17 protein-coding genes are annotated in these 16,791 nt (G+C 38.4%); 14 read left to right on the top strand and 3 right to left on the bottom strand.

Annotated features, from left to right (window positions below; all coding sequences use genetic code 11):
• Positions 1-518: 518 nt before the first annotated feature.
• Genes glyQ through PYW42_RS10125 form a run of 3 tightly spaced genes read left to right on the top strand, consistent with a single transcriptional unit; the run spans position 519 to position 3,744 of the window.
• Positions 519-1,427 (top strand): glycine--tRNA ligase subunit alpha, encoded by a 909-nt coding sequence (gene glyQ, locus PYW42_RS10135; RefSeq protein WP_010816157.1) that lies wholly within the window; start codon positions 519-521, stop codon positions 1,425-1,427.
• Position 1,428: 1 nt separating this feature from the next.
• Positions 1,429-3,513, top strand: a complete 2,085-nt coding sequence (gene glyS / locus PYW42_RS10130; RefSeq protein WP_002411111.1) for a glycine--tRNA ligase subunit beta — start codon at positions 1,429-1,431, stop codon at positions 3,511-3,513.
• Positions 3,514-3,552: 39 nt separating this feature from the next.
• Positions 3,553-3,744 carry a DNA-directed RNA polymerase subunit alpha C-terminal domain-containing protein gene (locus tag PYW42_RS10125; RefSeq protein ID WP_002382766.1) on the top strand — a complete coding sequence of 64 codons (192 nt, stop codon included), beginning with the start codon at positions 3,553-3,555 and terminating at the stop codon, positions 3,742-3,744.
• Between the two features lie 33 nt (positions 3,745-3,777).
• On the opposite strand, the gene yidC is transcribed toward PYW42_RS10125, so the two are convergent.
• Positions 3,778-4,710 (bottom strand): membrane protein insertase YidC, encoded by a 933-nt coding sequence (yidC, locus tag PYW42_RS10120; protein WP_002411113.1) that lies wholly within the window; start codon positions 4,708-4,710, stop codon positions 3,778-3,780.
• 166 nt (positions 4,711-4,876) lie between these two features.
• Entirely contained in the window at positions 4,877-5,152 is a 276-nt protein-coding gene (locus tag PYW42_RS10115; RefSeq protein ID WP_010706543.1) for an acylphosphatase, read from the bottom strand.
• A 106-nt stretch (positions 5,153-5,258) separates the two neighbouring features.
• On the opposite strand from PYW42_RS10115, the gene PYW42_RS10110 reads away from it, so the two are divergent.
• From PYW42_RS10110 to sufB, 11 genes are all read left to right on the top strand, one after another.
• On the top strand, positions 5,259-6,035 hold the full coding sequence (locus tag PYW42_RS10110; RefSeq protein WP_002356757.1) for a TrmH family RNA methyltransferase: 777 nt from the start codon (positions 5,259-5,261) through the stop codon (positions 6,033-6,035).
• 19 nt (positions 6,036-6,054) lie between these two features.
• A complete protein-coding gene (locus tag PYW42_RS10105) occupies positions 6,055-6,492 on the top strand; it encodes a GNAT family N-acetyltransferase (RefSeq protein ID WP_010816156.1) in 438 nt (145 codons plus the stop codon).
• A 183-nt stretch (positions 6,493-6,675) separates the two neighbouring features.
• Positions 6,676-7,461, top strand: coding sequence for a 30S ribosomal protein S2 (rpsB, locus tag PYW42_RS10100; protein WP_002356759.1), 786 nt, complete (start codon positions 6,676-6,678; stop codon positions 7,459-7,461).
• Positions 7,462-7,566: 105 nt separating this feature from the next.
• Positions 7,567-8,448, top strand: coding sequence for a translation elongation factor Ts (gene tsf / locus PYW42_RS10095; protein WP_002356760.1), 882 nt, complete (start codon positions 7,567-7,569; stop codon positions 8,446-8,448).
• A 260-nt stretch (positions 8,449-8,708) separates the two neighbouring features.
• Positions 8,709-9,431, top strand: a complete 723-nt coding sequence (gene pyrH / locus PYW42_RS10090) for a UMP kinase (protein ID WP_002356761.1) — start codon at positions 8,709-8,711, stop codon at positions 9,429-9,431.
• 3 nt (positions 9,432-9,434) lie between these two features.
• On the top strand, positions 9,435-9,992 hold the full coding sequence (gene frr, locus PYW42_RS10085) for a ribosome recycling factor (protein ID WP_002356762.1): 558 nt from the start codon (positions 9,435-9,437) through the stop codon (positions 9,990-9,992).
• A 369-nt stretch (positions 9,993-10,361) separates the two neighbouring features.
• On the top strand, positions 10,362-11,132 hold the full coding sequence (gene sufC, locus PYW42_RS10080; protein ID WP_002356763.1) for a Fe-S cluster assembly ATPase SufC: 771 nt from the start codon (positions 10,362-10,364) through the stop codon (positions 11,130-11,132).
• Positions 11,133-11,146: 14 nt separating this feature from the next.
• Positions 11,147-12,433, top strand: coding sequence for a Fe-S cluster assembly protein SufD (sufD, locus tag PYW42_RS10075; protein WP_002368983.1), 1,287 nt, complete (start codon positions 11,147-11,149; stop codon positions 12,431-12,433).
• A complete protein-coding gene (locus PYW42_RS10070) occupies positions 12,430-13,665 on the top strand; it encodes a cysteine desulfurase (protein ID WP_002411116.1) in 1,236 nt (411 codons plus the stop codon). The genes sufD and PYW42_RS10070 overlap by 4 nt, the downstream gene beginning before the upstream one ends.
• Positions 13,652-14,119 carry a Fe-S cluster assembly sulfur transfer protein SufU gene (gene sufU, locus PYW42_RS10065; protein ID WP_002411117.1) on the top strand — a complete coding sequence of 156 codons (468 nt, stop codon included), beginning with the start codon at positions 13,652-13,654 and terminating at the stop codon, positions 14,117-14,119. The genes PYW42_RS10070 and sufU overlap by 14 nt, the downstream gene beginning before the upstream one ends.
• An 18-nt stretch (positions 14,120-14,137) precedes the next feature.
• Positions 14,138-15,532 carry a Fe-S cluster assembly protein SufB gene (gene sufB, locus PYW42_RS10060; protein WP_002356769.1) on the top strand — a complete coding sequence of 465 codons (1,395 nt, stop codon included), beginning with the start codon at positions 14,138-14,140 and terminating at the stop codon, positions 15,530-15,532.
• Positions 15,533-15,626: 94 nt separating this feature from the next.
• Here the strand turns inward: sufB and PYW42_RS10055 are convergent, their stop codons facing one another.
• Complete coding sequence (locus PYW42_RS10055) at positions 15,627-16,769, bottom strand: tyrosine-type recombinase/integrase (protein WP_002362715.1); 1,143 nt, start codon at positions 16,767-16,769, stop codon at positions 15,627-15,629.
• Positions 16,770-16,791: the final 22 nt, after the last annotated feature.

The following is a 16,791-nucleotide window of genomic DNA, read 5'->3' as shown; positions in this document are numbered from 1 at the left end:
GAACCGCGATAATTATTCGTCCCTATGTCTATTAATAGGCATGGGGACTTTTTGCTGTGAATCACTACGATTGGCGCAAATGCGACAGAGTAGATGATGAACAGTACAAGGTGACCAAAGGGAACGTTGTAACCGAATAAAAAAAGCAAACAGTTAACACCAAAAGAAAAAATAGTAACGTTTATTCAAAAAAGCTCAATTGGCGCAAAGGTGACAGAGCAGATGTGGAACAGCACAAGGTGACCAAAGGGAACGTTGTCTCCTCTATGTTAAAACAAACTGCTTAGCCAAAAACATGGAGTAGATGATGAACAGTACAAGGTGACCAAAGGGAACGTTGTCTCCTCTGTGCTAAAACAAACTGTTTAGCCAAAAACATGGAGCAGATGTGGAACGTTATAACAGCATAAAAATTATCCCATTCTACAAAATTGTTTCTCTGTAGCCCTTTTTAAATTTACATTCCCGAAGCAAAGCCAATCCCTATGTCTATAAAAAATATTCCAAGGAGGAAAACAATGAAAAACAAGTTAACCGTACAAGAAATGATTTTAACCTTGCAAAAATTTTGGTCATCTAATGGCTGTATGTTAATGCAAGCCTATGATACAGAAAAGGGAGCCGGCACCATGAGTCCTTACACGTTTTTACGTGCCATTGGACCTGAACCATGGAATGCTGCCTACGTAGAACCTTCTCGTCGTCCAGCTGATGGACGCTATGGTGAAAATCCAAACCGTCTATACCAACATCATCAATTCCAAGTTGTAATGAAGCCTTCTCCTGAAAATATCCAAGAACTTTATCTAGAAAGTTTGAAATTATTAGGAATTGATCCATTAGAACATGACATTCGTTTTGTAGAAGATAACTGGGAAAATCCTTCAATGGGCTGTGCTGGTTTAGGTTGGGAAGTTTGGTTAGATGGCATGGAAATTACCCAATTGACGTATTTCCAACAAGTCGGGGGCTTACAATGTCATCCTGTCACTTCTGAAATTACTTATGGGTTAGAACGCTTGGCATCATATATCCAAGAAGTCGAAAGTGTCTATGATCTAGAATGGACACAAGGCGTTAAATATGGTGAAATTTTTGTCCAACCTGAATATGAACATTCAAAATATTCCTTTGAAATTAGTAACCAAGAAATGCTTTTAGAAAACTTTGACAAATTTGAAAAAGAAGCTAAACGCTGTATTGAAGAAAGCTTAGTTCACCCAGCCTATGATTATATTTTAAAATGTAGCCATACATTCAATTTATTAGATGCTCGCGGCGCTGTCTCTGTAACGGAACGTGCAGGATATTTAGCCCGCATTCGGAATATGGCTCGTTCCGTAGCGAAAATTTTTGTGGCTGAACGTGAAAAATTAGGGTTCCCATTATTAAATAAAGATCAAAGTGTATCCAAGGAGGCAGAATAACATGGCAAAAGATTTATTATTAGAAATTGGCTTAGAAGAAATGCCCGCACATGTTGTCACATTAAGCCGTATCCAACTTGAAGAAAAAGTAATCAAATTTTTAGATGAACATCATTTAGACTATGAAACAGTGCAATCCTTTGCCACACCTCGTCGTTTAGCCGTGAAAGTAACTGCGATTCCTGAAAAACAAGCGGATGTTGAAGAAGAAGTAAAAGGTCCAGCGAAAAAGATTGCTTTAGATGCTGAAGGAAATTGGTCAAAAGCTGCACAAGGTTTTGTACGCGGTCAAGGAGTCACAACTGAGGACATTGTTTTCAAAGAATTAAATGGTGTCGAATATGTCTATGTGACGAAGTTTACCAAAGGCCAAAGTGCCAAAGAAGTATTAACAAAATTAAATGACGTGATTACAAGTCTAACTTTCCCGGTAACAATGCACTGGGCAAACTATGATTTCGAATATATTCGTCCAATTCACTGGATTGTGGCACTACTTGATGATGAAGTAATTTCTTTCAACGTGTTAGACGTGACGACAGGGCAAACTTCTCGTGGCCACCGTTTCTTGGGAGACGATGTGACGTTCCAACATGCTAATGAATATGAAGCAAAATTAAAAGAACAATTTGTAGTGGTTCAACCGAATGAACGGAAACAAATGATTGTTGATCAAGCGAACGCACTCGCTGCAGAAAAAAATTGGCAGTTAGCTTTAGATGAAGAGTTATTGGAAGAAGTTACGAATTTAGTGGAATATCCAACTGCATTTGTAGGCAGTTTTGATGAAAAATATTTATCTGTTCCAGATGAAGTATTAGTGACTTCTATGAAAGAACACCAACGTTACTTTGAAGTTCGTAACGACCAAGGCTTATTAATGCCGCATTTTATCGCTGTTCGCAATGGGGATAATGTTCACCTTGAAAACGTGATTAAAGGAAATGAAAAAGTGTTAATTGCTCGTTTAGAAGATGCAGAATTCTTTTACAATGAAGATAAAAAATTAACGATTGAAGCATGTGTTGAAAAACTAAAAAATGTGACTTTCCATGAAAAGATTGGCTCAATTTATGAAAAAATGCAACGGGTTGCTTTGATTGCACAAATCATTGGTCGAAAAGTTGGCTTATCTGAGGAGGAATTGGAAGATTTAAAACGTGCCTCTGAAATTTATAAATTTGACTTAGTAACAAATATGGTTGGTGAATTCCCAGAATTACAAGGAATTATGGGAGAAAAATATGCCTTATTACAAGGCGAAAAACCAGCCGTAGCAACGGCGATTCGAGAACATTATCTACCAACTTCCAGTGAAGGTGAATTGCCAGAAACAGCAATCGGGGCTGTTTTGGCCTTAGCCGATAAGCTTGACAGCGTCTTTTCATTCTTCTCAGTTGGTATGATTCCAACAGGTTCTAACGATCCTTATGCACTTCGTCGTCAAACCTATGGCGTTATCCGAATTATTGAAGATAAAGGCTGGACCTTCCCATTAGTCCAATTACAAACAGAAGTTGATGAAGCAGTGAATCAAGATGTTGAGAAATATGGCGTTTTACTAAACGAAGGACAAGCAGAAGTCGTTGAATTTGTGAAAGCTCGCTTACGTCAATTATTAATGACGAAAAATGTTCGCCATGACATTATCGATGCAGTGGTGTCTGCTGAGCAAGCCGATTTATCGAAATTATTTGCTTCAGCAAATATTTTAAAAAGCCGTTTTGAAGATCAAGATTTTAAACCATCAATGGAAGCCTTAACGCGTGTTATTAATTTAGCGAAAAAAGGTCAAGAACTTTTAGGTGATACTGAAGAAGGGATTGATCCAAGTCTGTTTGAAAATAAGGCAGAAAAAGAACTGTATCAAGCGGTTAACGATTTATCTGAAGCATTTGCGACACGCACGATTGCAGAAAACTATGAAGCACTAGTAAATCTACGTCCGTTAATTGATGCGTACTTCAATGAAACGATGGTTATGGTTGAGGATGAAAAAGTCAAACAAAACCGATTAAAACAATTAATGCAAATTGCTAAAATGGCGTTATCAATTGCTAGCTTAGATTTATTAATTGTAAAATAAAAAGCGCTGTTTTTCGACCGCTAAGGAGGAACCGACAGCATGTCTGAAACAACGTTTGAACAAATTTTAACACAATTATCAAAGCCAGCTGTTCGTGCACTAACGAATGAAAAAATCGACAGTGTGGATGAACTCTACGCACGAGGCCGAAAAGCGTTACTTTCGTTGCATGGCTTTGGTCCAAAGTCTATTCGAACTATTGAAGAGATGACTGGGAAAGAATTGAAGTAAAAAAAGGATCGCCGTTTAGAGGCGATCCTTTTTTTATTTACGTTTTTGTTTTCCAGCATTGCGACCGTTATTGCCGTTTGCTTTTGGTTGGTTCGTTTTTTGCGTTACTTTGTTTGTTTCTTTTGGTGTCACATCCTTAATAGGAGTAACCACTTGTTTTGGTGGGTTATTTTTCAATTCTTCTTGTACTTGTTTTTTAATTCTTGGACGTAAGAGGATATTTGTGATGGCAGATTGAATACATGTGAAAATACCACCAACTACCCAGTAAAGCGCTACGCCTGCAGGTGAGCTAAAGGACATGAAAACAATCATTAATGGTGAAACAATCAGCATTGATTTCATTGTTTTCTTTTGTTCTTCAGGAATACCAATCATTGAAATATAACCTTGAGCTAAATAGGCTAAACCAGCTAATGCCACTAAAATCATATTTGGTTGCCCTAAATTCATTCCTAAGAAGCTTGCCGTGGCAATACCTTTTGTATAACGAGCAGCAAAGAACAGAGAAGAGAAAATAGGCATTTGAATTAATAAAGGCAAACAACCAATTCCGCCAACCATACTCACATTGTTTTCTTTATAAATCCTTTGTAGTTCTGCTTGTGCGGCCATTTGTTCTTCACGCGTACTTGCTTGTTTCATTTTTGCTTGTGCAACATCCACTTGAGGTTTGATTGCTTGCATTTTTTCCGTTTGGATAAAGCTTTTTTTCGATTGATGTAAGCCTAACGGTAAAATAATGATCCGTACAATAATGGTGATAAAAATAATCGCCCAACCATAGTTCCAATTAAAGTTATCGACAAGATAAGTAATTGCATTACTCATCGGTAAAACAAGGAAGTTATAGACAAAACCTTCACCAGTTGGTTGTCCATCTGCTCCTGTTTTCACACAGCCTGATAAAAACATTACTAAAAATAGTAAGCCAGAGCCGTAAAGCCATCGGTTTAATTTACGCATGTAATTCGGTCCTTTTCTAAAAAATTTTTACATGGTTAACTATACTTGAAACAGCGCTCTTTTTCAATCAAAATCGAAAAGAAGCTCTTACAAAAATCAATAAAAAGCAGGAACTACTTGCTGTTCAAGGCTTCTTCCCAAAGAAATCAATCGTTAGAAAGTAAGTTTATTGGATTACTTTAAATTGTTCCGTTTCTTCTAACAAAGGGTCTTCTTGAATATCAACATACGTTACACGTCCCGCTGGACTGGGGGAATCTTTGATTTTTTTGATAAATGTTTCCATTATGTCTTCAGGTGCAATTGCTGTGATTGAAACGGACCCGTCGTCTTCGTTTCTCACTGAACCAGTGACACCTAATTGATCTGCCACCATTTTGGTCATGTAGCGGAAGCCAACACCTTGGACACGCCCTTGTACATTCATTCTTAGTTTTTCCATGAGAGACACTTCCTTTGCTTTTTTCTTTATGATAGCGATTTTTCTTGGTTCTAGCAAGTATCCAAGCAAGCTAGAAGCATGCTATAATACAAAGGCGAGGTGACTTATGAAAGAAATTACATCAACGAAAAATAACCAATTAAAAGAATGGAAAAAATTACACAAAAAGAAGTACCGAGAAGAACTGAACCAATATATAATAGAAGGATTTCATTTAGTTGAAGAAGCTGTGAAGGCCAACGCCGATGTTCAGTGGATTTTGTTTAACCAAAGAGGTCAACAAGAATGGGGAACTTGGTTAGCTGAACAAGAAACAGAAAAATTAATTTTTGTTAGTGATGAGGTTTTAAATAGCTTGTCGGAGCTGCCAACTTCACAAGGAATTTTGGCAATTGTCACCTTGGAAACGCAACAAGAGCAGTCGCTTTCTTTTAAAGGTGGTTGGTTACTTTTAGATAATATCCAAGACCCTGGTAATGTTGGTACGATGATTCGCACAGCTGATGCAGCAGGTTTAGCAGGTGTGATTTTAGGTAAGGGCACAGCAGATATTTACAATACAAAAGTGTTGCGCTCAATGCAGGGAAGTCACTATCATTTGCCGGTTCTCCAACGAGAATTGACCGAAGTGGTTCAGGCATTCAAGAAGCAAGGTCTACCAGTTTTCGGTACAGAACTAAATGAAGCTGCGATTGCTTATTATGAACAAGAGGCAGTGGAAAATTATGCGTTGATTTTAGGCAATGAAGGTAGCGGGGTTTCGCCAGAATTGTTAGCAGAAACCACGAAAAATCTTTATATTCCAATGAAAGGTCAAGCAGAATCATTGAATGTCGCTATCGCAGCGGGCGTGTTAATGTTTTATTTTGAAAATAATCAATAACAGAAATGAGTGTCAAAAAATGATGACTATCAAAAAGACAACCCAGTTAACAGAAAAAGAATTAGAAACCATTATGGCTATTTGGCTGCAAACGAATCTAGAAGCTCATCCATTTGTCGCGCCAACTTATTGGCAAGAAAATAAAGCATTTGTCCGCGCTGCGTTACCAAAAGCAACACTGATCTTAGCAGAAGAAGAGGATCAGATAATTGGGTTTTTAGGATTAATGGATAACTATATCGCAGGAATTTTTATAAAAAAAGCGTTTCAAGGGAAGGGCATCGGTCAGAAATTACTGCAAGTAGCAAAAGAAGAACAGGATGTCTTATCTTTGGCTGTTTACAGGGAAAATCAAGCAGCTTATGCCTTTTATCAAAAACAAGGCTTTGTCCAACAAAAGCGAACCATCGATGAAACGGGAAACGAAGAATGTCATCTTGTTTGGCAAGCGCAGTAGGAGCGACATTTCTAGTTTTAAGGCTTGCTATTTTTCTGAAAATATCTTATACTGTTAAAGGTGTGATTTTCACACACGAAATCCACATTCTTTTCCATCTGCGAAGTGGTGCTACTACGGTAGTTCTTCAAGGAGTTGACGAAAAGAAGAGGAAAATAAAAACCAAACTGGAGGAAACACAACATGGCAGTAATTTCTATGAAACAATTACTAGAAGCCGGCGTACACTTTGGTCACCAAACTCGTCGCTGGAACCCAAAAATGAAGAAATATATCTTCACAGAAAGAAACGGTATCTACATCATTGACTTACAAAAAACAGTGAAATTAGTAGATGCAGCTTACGATTACATGAAAAACGTTGCAGAAGAAGGCGGCGTTGCTTTATTCGTAGGAACTAAAAAACAAGCACAAGAAGCAATCAAAGATGAAGCAATCCGCGCTGGTCAATACTATGTAAACCATCGTTGGTTAGGTGGTACGTTAACTAACTGGGATACAATCCAAAAACGTATTGCTCGCTTGAAAAAAATCAATGCAATGGAAGAAGACGGCACTTTCGAAGTTTTACCTAAGAAAGAAGTTGCTGGCTTAAACAAAGAACGTGAACGTTTAGAAAAATTCTTAGGTGGTATCGCTGATATGCCGAGAATTCCAGATGTAATGTACATCGTTGACCCACGTAAAGAACGCATTGCTGTTCAAGAAGCACACAAATTAAACATTCCAATCGTTGCAATGGTTGATACAAACTGTGATCCTGATGAGATCGATGTTGTAATCCCTTCAAATGATGATGCAATCCGCGCCGTGAAATTAATCACTGCTAAAATGGCTGATGCTTTCATCGAAGGTAACCAAGGGGAAGACCAAGCAACTGAAGAGTTATTCGTTGAAGAAACACCAGAAGCAACTTCAATCGAAGAAATCGTTGATGTTGTTGAAGGAAACAACGAATCAGCTGAATAATAATGATTACGGAGCTGTCTCAAAGGCTAGGCGACAAAAAGCCTGATTCTCCTTTGAGATAGCTTTTTTAAAAAGAATTGATAATATCCGAGGAGGACACAAATAATGGCAGACGTTACAGCTAAAATGGTAAAAGAATTACGCGATATGACTGGCGTTGGAATGATGGACGCTAAAAAAGCATTAGTAAAAGTAGAAGGCGACATGGAAAAAGCCGTAGACTTTTTACGTGAAAATGGTATGGCTAAAGCAGCGAAGAAAAATGACCGCATTGCGGCTGAAGGTTTAGCAAACGTAGCAACTGTAGGTAACGTTGCAGCAATCGTTGAAGTAAACTCAGAAACTGACTTCGTTTCTAAAAACGAAATGTTCCAAGATTTAGTTAAAGATATTGCGACTAAAGTTGCTGAAAACAAACCAGCTACGATGGAAGAAGCAATGGCTATTAAAACTGAAAAAGGCACAATCGAATCTGATTTAATCGAAGCAACAACTGTTATCGGTGAAAAAATCAGCTTCCGTCGTTTTGAAGTTGTCGAAAAAGCTGACAATGCTGCATTTGGCGCTTACTTACACATGGGTGGCCGTATTGCTGTATTAACAGTTATCGATGGCACAACTGACGAAGAAGTAGCGAAAGATGTTGCTATGCACATCGCGGCAATCAACCCTCGCTATGTCAATGAATCTCAAATTCCTCAAGAAGAATTAGAACACGAAAAAGCTGTGTTAACTGAACAAGCATTAAACGAAGGTAAACCAGCAAATATCGTTGAAAAAATGGTTGTTGGTCGTCTACAAAAATTCAAAGCAGAAATCGCTTTGGTTGACCAACCATTTGTTAAAGATCCAGATATGACTGTCGAAAAATTTGTTGCTTCTAAAGGCGGCGAAGTGAAATCATTCGTACGTTTTGAAGTTGGCGAAGGTATCGAAAAACGTGAAGATAACTTTGCGGATGAAGTAATGAGCCAAATGAAAAACTAAGAGCATCAAACGCTCGGTTGAAAAGCCGTGAATCATAAGTATCTAAACAGACAGCGATCCCCAAAGGAAGCTGCATAAATTGATTACTGCTTGATTCAAGGCAGTCTTTCAGCCATTTGGGAACGCATAACTTTGATATGCGCTCCCTTTTTTTAGGCAAAACCAGTGGATCGCACTGCTTGGTCTAAAAAATCATTTTGGTGAAAAGTCATCTAAATGAGGAATTGAATGATTTTTAGAGAATCTTGGAGGGAATTATGATGGTTAAACCTAAGTATCAACGTGTCGTATTAAAGTTAAGTGGAGAAGCGCTAGCCGGAGAAGACGGTTTTGGCATTAAACCACCAGTCATTAAAGAAATCGTCCAAGAAATTAAAGAGGTCCATGAATTAGGTATCGAAATGGCCATCGTGGTTGGCGGCGGAAACATCTGGCGTGGACAAATTGGTGCTCAAATGGGCATGGAACGTGCACAAGCAGATTATATGGGCATGTTAGCTACTGTGATGAATGCCTTAGCATTGCAAGATACATTAGAAAATCTTGGTGTGCCTACACGTGTTCAAACATCAATTGAAATGCGTCAAATTGCAGAACCATACATTCGTCGTCGTGCAGAACGTCATTTAGAAAAAGGCCGCGTTGTTATTTTTGCCGGAGGAACAGGAAATCCTTACTTCTCGACAGATACAACGGCTGCGTTACGAGCTGCAGAAGTAGATGCAGACGTCATCTTAATGGCGAAGAACAATGTTGATGGTGTTTATTCTGCAGATCCACGTGTGGATGAAACAGCGACAAAATTTGAAGAACTAACACATTTAGATGTTATTTCTAAAGGGCTGCAAGTAATGGATTCAACAGCAAGCTCATTAAGTATGGATAACGATATTCCTTTAGTTGTCTTTAACCTAAATGAAGCAGGAAATATCCGTCGTGCCATCCTTGGTGAAAATATCGGAACAACTGTAAGGGGGAAATAAAGAATGTCTAAAGAAGTTTTAGCAACAGCCAAAGAAAAAATGACAAAAGCGGAAGAAAGCTTACGCCGTGAATTAGGTCAAATTCGTGCTGGTCGTGCGAACGCAAGTCTATTAGACCGTATTCAAGTAGAATATTATGGTGCACCAACACCAGTTAACCAATTAGCAAGTATCAATATCCCAGAAGCACGTGTATTAATGATTACACCGTTTGACAAAAATTCTATCGCTGATATTGAAAAAGCTATTCAAATGAGTGATATCGGCATTAGTCCAACCAATGATGGAAATGTCATCCGTTTAGTGATTCCACAATTAACGGAAGAACGTCGGAAAGAATTAGCCAAAGACGTGAAAAAAGAAGCGGAAAACTCAAAAGTTGCTGTCCGTAACGTTCGTCGTGATGCAATGGATGAGTTGAAAAAAGCTCAAAAAAATGGCGACATCACTGAAGATGAATTACGTTCATTTGAAAAAGATGTTCAAAAATTAACAGACGATAGCATCAAAAATATCGATGCGATTACTGCTGAAAAAGAACAAGAACTTTTAGAAGTATAAAACCAATCACTAATAAAAATTATTGAATCCAGAGAAGCAAATGCTCTGGATTTTTTTGTATAGATGAGGAAGGCGTATCTCAACGCTCTCTTTGCGAAAGTCATTCTAAAGTAATTATTTAAGAAAACGCTTTCTTTAATAAATTTTTTTATTCTACCAGAATTTTTTTCTTTGTGTAGGGAGGATCACTTAAAAATATAGAGAAACTTTGAAATATCAGCCTTTTAAAATTTTCCTTCACAAATTGAATCCTAAAATTTGATGATAAGAGTTGTTATTTTTAGCAATTGTAATTTGCGATTCATTCTCAATTAGGCTAAAATGAGTGAGAACGGAAAAACGATTAAAACAAGTTGGAGGGAATTGTACATGTCTGTGTTAGAAATCAAAAATTTACACGTATCAATTGAAGATAAAAAGATTCTAAAAGGAGTCGATTTAACAATTAATACTGGAGAAATCCATGCAATTATGGGGCCTAATGGAACTGGTAAATCTACTTTATCAGCAGCAATTATGGGAAATCCTAACTATGAAGTCACAGAAGGAGAAATTCTATTTGACGGCGTCAACGTTTTAGATTTAGAAGTAGACGAACGCGCTCGCCTAGGCTTATTCTTAGCAATGCAATACCCAAGTGAAATTCCAGGGATTACCAATGCTGAATTCATGCGTGCAGCAATCAATGCAAAACGTGACGAAGACAACAAAATGTCAGTCATGCAGTTCTTAAAAAAATTAGATAGCAAAATGGAATTATTAAATATGCCTGAAGAAATGGCTGAGCGTTACTTAAACGAAGGGTTTTCTGGCGGCGAGAAAAAACGAAATGAAATTTTACAATTATTGATGTTAGAGCCTACGTTTGCCATTTTAGATGAAATTGATTCAGGCTTAGATATCGATGCGTTAAAAGTAGTTTCTAAAGGGGTTAATGAAATGCGCGGCGAGAACTTTGGTGCGTTAATTATTACCCATTACCAACGCTTATTGAACTATATCACGCCGGATGTTGTTCATATCATGATGGAAGGCCGCGTTGTGAAAACCGGTGGGGCTGATTTGGCAAAACGTTTAGAAACAGAAGGCTATGCTGGTATCAGCCAAGAATTAGGTATTGATTACAAAGAAGAAGCGTAAGGAGGACAAGATAAATGAAAAAAGTAAATCTAATGGATTATCTTGACGAAGTCACCGCTTTTTCACTAGAACATGAAGAACCAGCTTGGATGACTGAATTGCGAACAACGGCTTTAAAAAACGCTGACGAAAGTGAGTTACCACATATTGATCGTGTGAAATTTCATCGTTGGCCTTTATTAAATGTTCACATGGAAAGTTATGTGCCTTCTGAAGGAAATGTCGCAAGTTTTGATCAAATGAAAGACAATCCTTTAATTGTTCAACAAGGATCTTTTCATGCTTTTGAGCAATTGCCAGCCTCATTAGCGGAACAAGGGGTAATTTTTACAGACATTTTTACTGCTTTACAAGAGCACCCAGAATTAGTTAAAGAATACTATATGACTAAAGCCGTATTACCAGAAGAAGATAAGCTGACAGCAGCTCATGCAGCTTTCATGAATAGTGGCGTTTTCTTATACGTTCCTAAAAACGTAGTGATTGAAGAGCCCATTGAATCTTTGTTTATTCAGGATTCAGATAGCAACCAACCTTTCTTTAAACATGTTTTAATCGTTGCAGATAATCATAGTGAATTCAGTTATTTAGAACGTTTTCAATCCACTGGTCATCATGCAGAGAAAGCTTCTGGAAATATCGTTGTGGAAGTGATTGCGAAAGATGGCGCAAAAGTTAAATACTCAGCTGTGGATCAATTAGGGCAAACTGTAACGACTTATATGAATCGTCGTGGCTATATTATGCGGGATGCTTCTGTTGATTGGGCTCTAGGCGTCATGAATGATGGCGATGTTGTTGCTGATTTTGATTCTGATTTAGTTGGCGAAGGTGCTCATTCAGAAGTTAAAGTCGTTGCAATTAGTGCAGGTAAACAAACACAAGGCATCGACACACGAGTGACAAACAAAGCGCCACATTCGATTGGTCATATTTTACAACATGGAGTTATTCGTGAACGTGGTACTTTAACGTTTAACGGAATTGGCCACATTTTAAAAGGCGCAAAAGGAGCCGACGCACAGCAAGAAAGTCGTGTTTTAATGTTGTCTGATAAAGCTCGTGGTGATGCCAATCCAATTCTTTTAATTGATGAAAATGAAGTGACTGCCGGACACGCAGCCAGCGTTGGTCGAGTAGATCCAGAAGAAATGTATTATTTAATGAGCCGCGGCTTGCGTAAAGAAGAAGCGGAACGTTTGGTGATTCGTGGCTTCCTAGGTTCTGTCATTACAGCAATTCCAGTTAAAGAAGTACAAAATGAATTTGTAGAAGTAATCGAAGGGAAGTTAAACGCATGATGGATGCAGCAACCATTCGGCAATCGTTTCCTATTTTATTTCAAGAAGTTAATGATGAACCGCTAGTTTATTTAGACAATGCTGCAACAACCCAAAAACCATCGGCAGTGTTAGATGTTTTACGACATTATTATGAAACCGATAATGCCAATGTTCATCGTGGGGTGCACACGTTAGCCGAACGAGCAACGAAGGACTATGAAGCCTCCCGCGAAAAGGTTCGCCAATTTATACATGCTAAAGAAACAGCGGAAGTTTTATTTACACGAGGAACAACAACCAGTTTGAATTGGATTGCCAAAAGTTATGGTGACTTGGCAGTTACAGCCGGGGATGAAATCGTCATATCTTACATGGAACATCATTCAAACATTATTCCCTGGCAACAATTAGCCCAACGGACAGGGGCCATTTTGAAGTATATAGACGTCACTGAAGACGGCTTTTTAGACATGGCAAGTGCACGTCAACAAATTACAGAAAAAACGAAAATTGTTTCGATTGCTCATGTTTCAAATGTGTTAGGGGTCATTAATCCAATCGAAGAATTAACACAATTAGCTCATCAAAATGGCGCTGTGATGGTGGTAGACGGCGCGCAAGCAGTTCCTCATATGCCTGTGGACGTTCAAGCCATCGATGCTGATTTTTATGCATTTAGTGGTCACAAAATGTGTGGACCAACTGGAATTGGTGTCCTTTATGGCAAACGTCATTTATTGGAACAAATGGAACCTGTGGAATTTGGTGGCGAAATGATTGACTTTGTTCATCTTCAAGAAAGTACTTGGAAAGAGCTTCCATGGAAATTTGAAGCTGGCACACCTAATATTGCTGGGGCAATTGCCTTAGGTGCCGCCATTGATTATTTAACAGAAATTGGTTTAGAGGCCATTCATCAACATGAAGCAGCCCTTGTTCACTATGTTTTGCCGAAGTTGCAAGCTATCGAGGGCTTGACGATTTATGGTCCACAGGATCCAAAAGACCACACAGGTGTGATTACTTTTAATATTGACGGTTTACATCCACATGATGTGGCTACGGCGTTAGATATGGAAGGGGTCGCTGTCAGAGCGGGTCACCATTGCGCGCAACCGCTATTAAACTATCTGAGCGTGCCAGCAACTGCACGGGCAAGTTTTTATTTATACAATACCAAAGAAGACGCAGATCGCTTAGTTGAAGCGATTAAAGCGACAAAGGAGTTTTTCCAGCATGGCACTTTCTAAATTAGATAACTTATATCGCCAAGTCATTTTGGACCATTCTAGCCACCCACATCACCACGGAACGCTAGATGCGTCTAGCCAAACAATTGAACTGAATAATCCTACTTGTGGAGATGTGATTGAACTGGATGTGGCCATTGAAAACGGTGTGATTAAAGATATCGCCTTTCAAGGAAGTGGCTGTTCTATCAGTACAGCAAGTGCTAGTATGATGACTGATGCGGTATTAGGAAAAACAATCGCCGAAGCAACGGCCTTAGCAGAGGATTTTTCTCAACTTGTTCAAGGAAATGAAGTGGCCGAAGATGAAAAATTAGGCGATGCAGCAATGTTAAGCGGCGTAGCTAAATTTCCAGCTCGGATCAAATGTGCAACCTTGGCTTGGAAAGCCTTAGAGCAGGCTGTTGCTAATAACGGCCAAGGCGAAGCCGGTCATTTACATTGTGAAAAATAAAGAAAGGGTGACGACGAATTGAGTACAGTACCTGAATTAGAAGAATATAAATTTGGCTTTCACGACGATGTGGAACCAGTCTTTAGTACCGGAGACGGCCTAACAGAAGACGTCGTTCGCGAAATTTCTCGCGTGAAAGGCGAACCAGAATGGATGCTTGACTTCCGTTTAAAATCGTTAGAACAATTCAATAAAATGCCCATGCAAGAATGGGGTCCAGACCTGTCAGATATTGACTTTAGTAAAATTAAATATTACCAAAAACCGAGTGACAAACCCGCACGCGATTGGGATGATGTACCTGATAAAATCAAAGAAACCTTTGAAAAAATTGGGATTCCCGAAGCTGAGCGTGCTTATCTAGCTGGGGCTTCGGCTCAATATGAATCAGAAGTTGTTTACCACAACATGAAAGAAGAATTTGAAAAATTAGGCATCATTTTTACAGATACTGACTCTGCTTTAAAAGAATATCCTGACTTATTCAAAGAGTATTTTTCAAAACTTGTGCCACCAACAGATAATAAACTGGCCGCTTTAAACTCAGCTGTTTGGTCAGGTGGAACCTTTATTTATGTACCAAAAGGCGTTCGAGTTGATGTACCATTACAAACATATTTCCGAATCAACGCTGAAAATACCGGCCAATTTGAACGGACCTTGATTATTGTCGATGAAGGGGCTAGCGTTCACTATGTTGAAGGTTGTACGGCACCAACGTATTCAAGTAACAGCTTGCATGCGGCCATCGTAGAAATTTTTACAAGAAAAGATGCTTATTGTCGTTATACCACTATTCAAAACTGGTCAGATAACGTCTACAACTTAGTAACCAAACGTGCTAAAGCTTACGAAGGTGCCACTGTCGAATGGATTGATGGTAACCTAGGAGCTAAAACAACCATGAAATATCCAAGCGTTTACTTAGATGGCAAAGGCGCCCGTGGCACGATGTTATCGATTGCCTTTGCTGGTGCTAACCAAATCCAAGATACTGGGGCCAAAATGATTCACAATGCGCCGAATACCTCTAGCTCAATTGTTTCAAAATCAATTGCTAAAGACGGCGGCGAAGTTAACTACCGTGGCCAAGTGACTTTTGGAAAAGACAGCGCAGGCTCGATTTCCCACATCGAATGCGACACGATTATCATGGACGAAAAATCAAAATCAGATACGATTCCGTTTAACGAAATCCATAACAGCCAAGTGTCCTTAGAACACGAAGCCAAAGTTTCAAAAATTTCTGAAGAACAATTATATTATTTAATGAGTCGCGGCTTATCTGAAGCCGAAGCGACAGAAATGATTGTTATGGGCTTTGTTGAACCATTTACGAAAGAATTACCGATGGAATATGCGGTTGAGTTGAATCGGTTGATTAGTTATGAGATGGAAGGCAGTGTTGGGTAAACCTGTTATAGGAGCTAGAACCCTTGATATATAAGGGTTCTAGCTTTTTTGTTTTGCCTGTATACTAGAAATGACCAGATTTTGACCAGCTCTTTTACTGATGAGCCATCATATCAGCAAAGTCTTGACCTGTTTTCTTAGGTGCATTATTTGTAATATGTGCATAGATGTCTAATGTCACTTTACTATTTTCATGCCCTAATCGTTGTTGAACTACCTTGACAGATTCTCCTGCTTCTAATAATAAACTAGCATGTGTATGTCTAAACCCATGAGGTGTAATACGAGGCAAGTTATATTTTTTCAAAATATATCTTAACCAATCATTAACAGTGTTTGGAATGTATAGAGTGTTTTTAACTGTTGTAAAAACATGTTGCTCTTTAGAGCTAGTATTGTATCCAAGTTTTAAATACTCTTCTTTTTGCTGTAATTTCCAGTTGTTGAGGATAGAAAGAGTCTCAGTATCTAAAGAGATAACTCGTCTAGAAGCTCTTGTTTTCGGAGATTGAATTATAACTTTACCAAATTCATCTACAGCAAGAGTTTTATTGACATGTAGTTCTTTATTAAACGTGTCTATGTCTTTCCACTGTAAAGCGAGTACTTCACTCTTTCTCATACCTGTGTATGCCAATAATCTGAAGAAGGCGTATTGTTTCATGTTACCAAAATCTTTAAAAGCATCCAGTAAATTATTAAGCTCCTCTTTTGAGTAAAATTTACGATTTTTCTCATACTCTTTTTTTCGTGGAAGAAGTGTTTTTTCCATAGGATTATTGTCAATATATTGCATTGCAACCCCGTAGCGTAAAATTTGTGCAGTCTGTTTTCTCATATAATCGTAACTTTCATATTTACTGTGCCATTCATCTACCACTTTTTGACAATATGGGACAGAGATATTCGATAGTTTAAGCTTACCAAATGCTGGAAGTACTTGATTATTTGCGTATCTTACTGAGATTGCGATTGTTGAAGCTTTAACACTGGTACGCTGATGAGTTATCCATTCATTATACAGGTCTTCAAATGTCATATCAGGTGCTTTCTTTTTAACACCGTATAATATTTGATGTCTGTACTCGTCATAATCTTTTTGAGCTTCTTGTTTGCTACTAAAACCTCTTCTCGTAGTATTTATTTTTTCACCAGTTCGTGGATCGGTGGCAATGTGTCCTTTATACATCCACGCCACTTGACCGTTTTTCTTTTTGTACTTTGATATTTTTGCCATGAAATCATCTCCTCTTAGTTTA

Origin of the sequence: Enterococcus faecalis (genome assembly GCF_029024925.1) — a bacterium.
Lineage (GTDB): Bacteria > Bacillota > Bacilli > Lactobacillales > Enterococcaceae > Enterococcus > Enterococcus faecalis.
The sequence above is the reverse complement of the archived record's forward strand: the minus strand, read 5'-3'. Positions and strand labels throughout refer to the sequence as shown.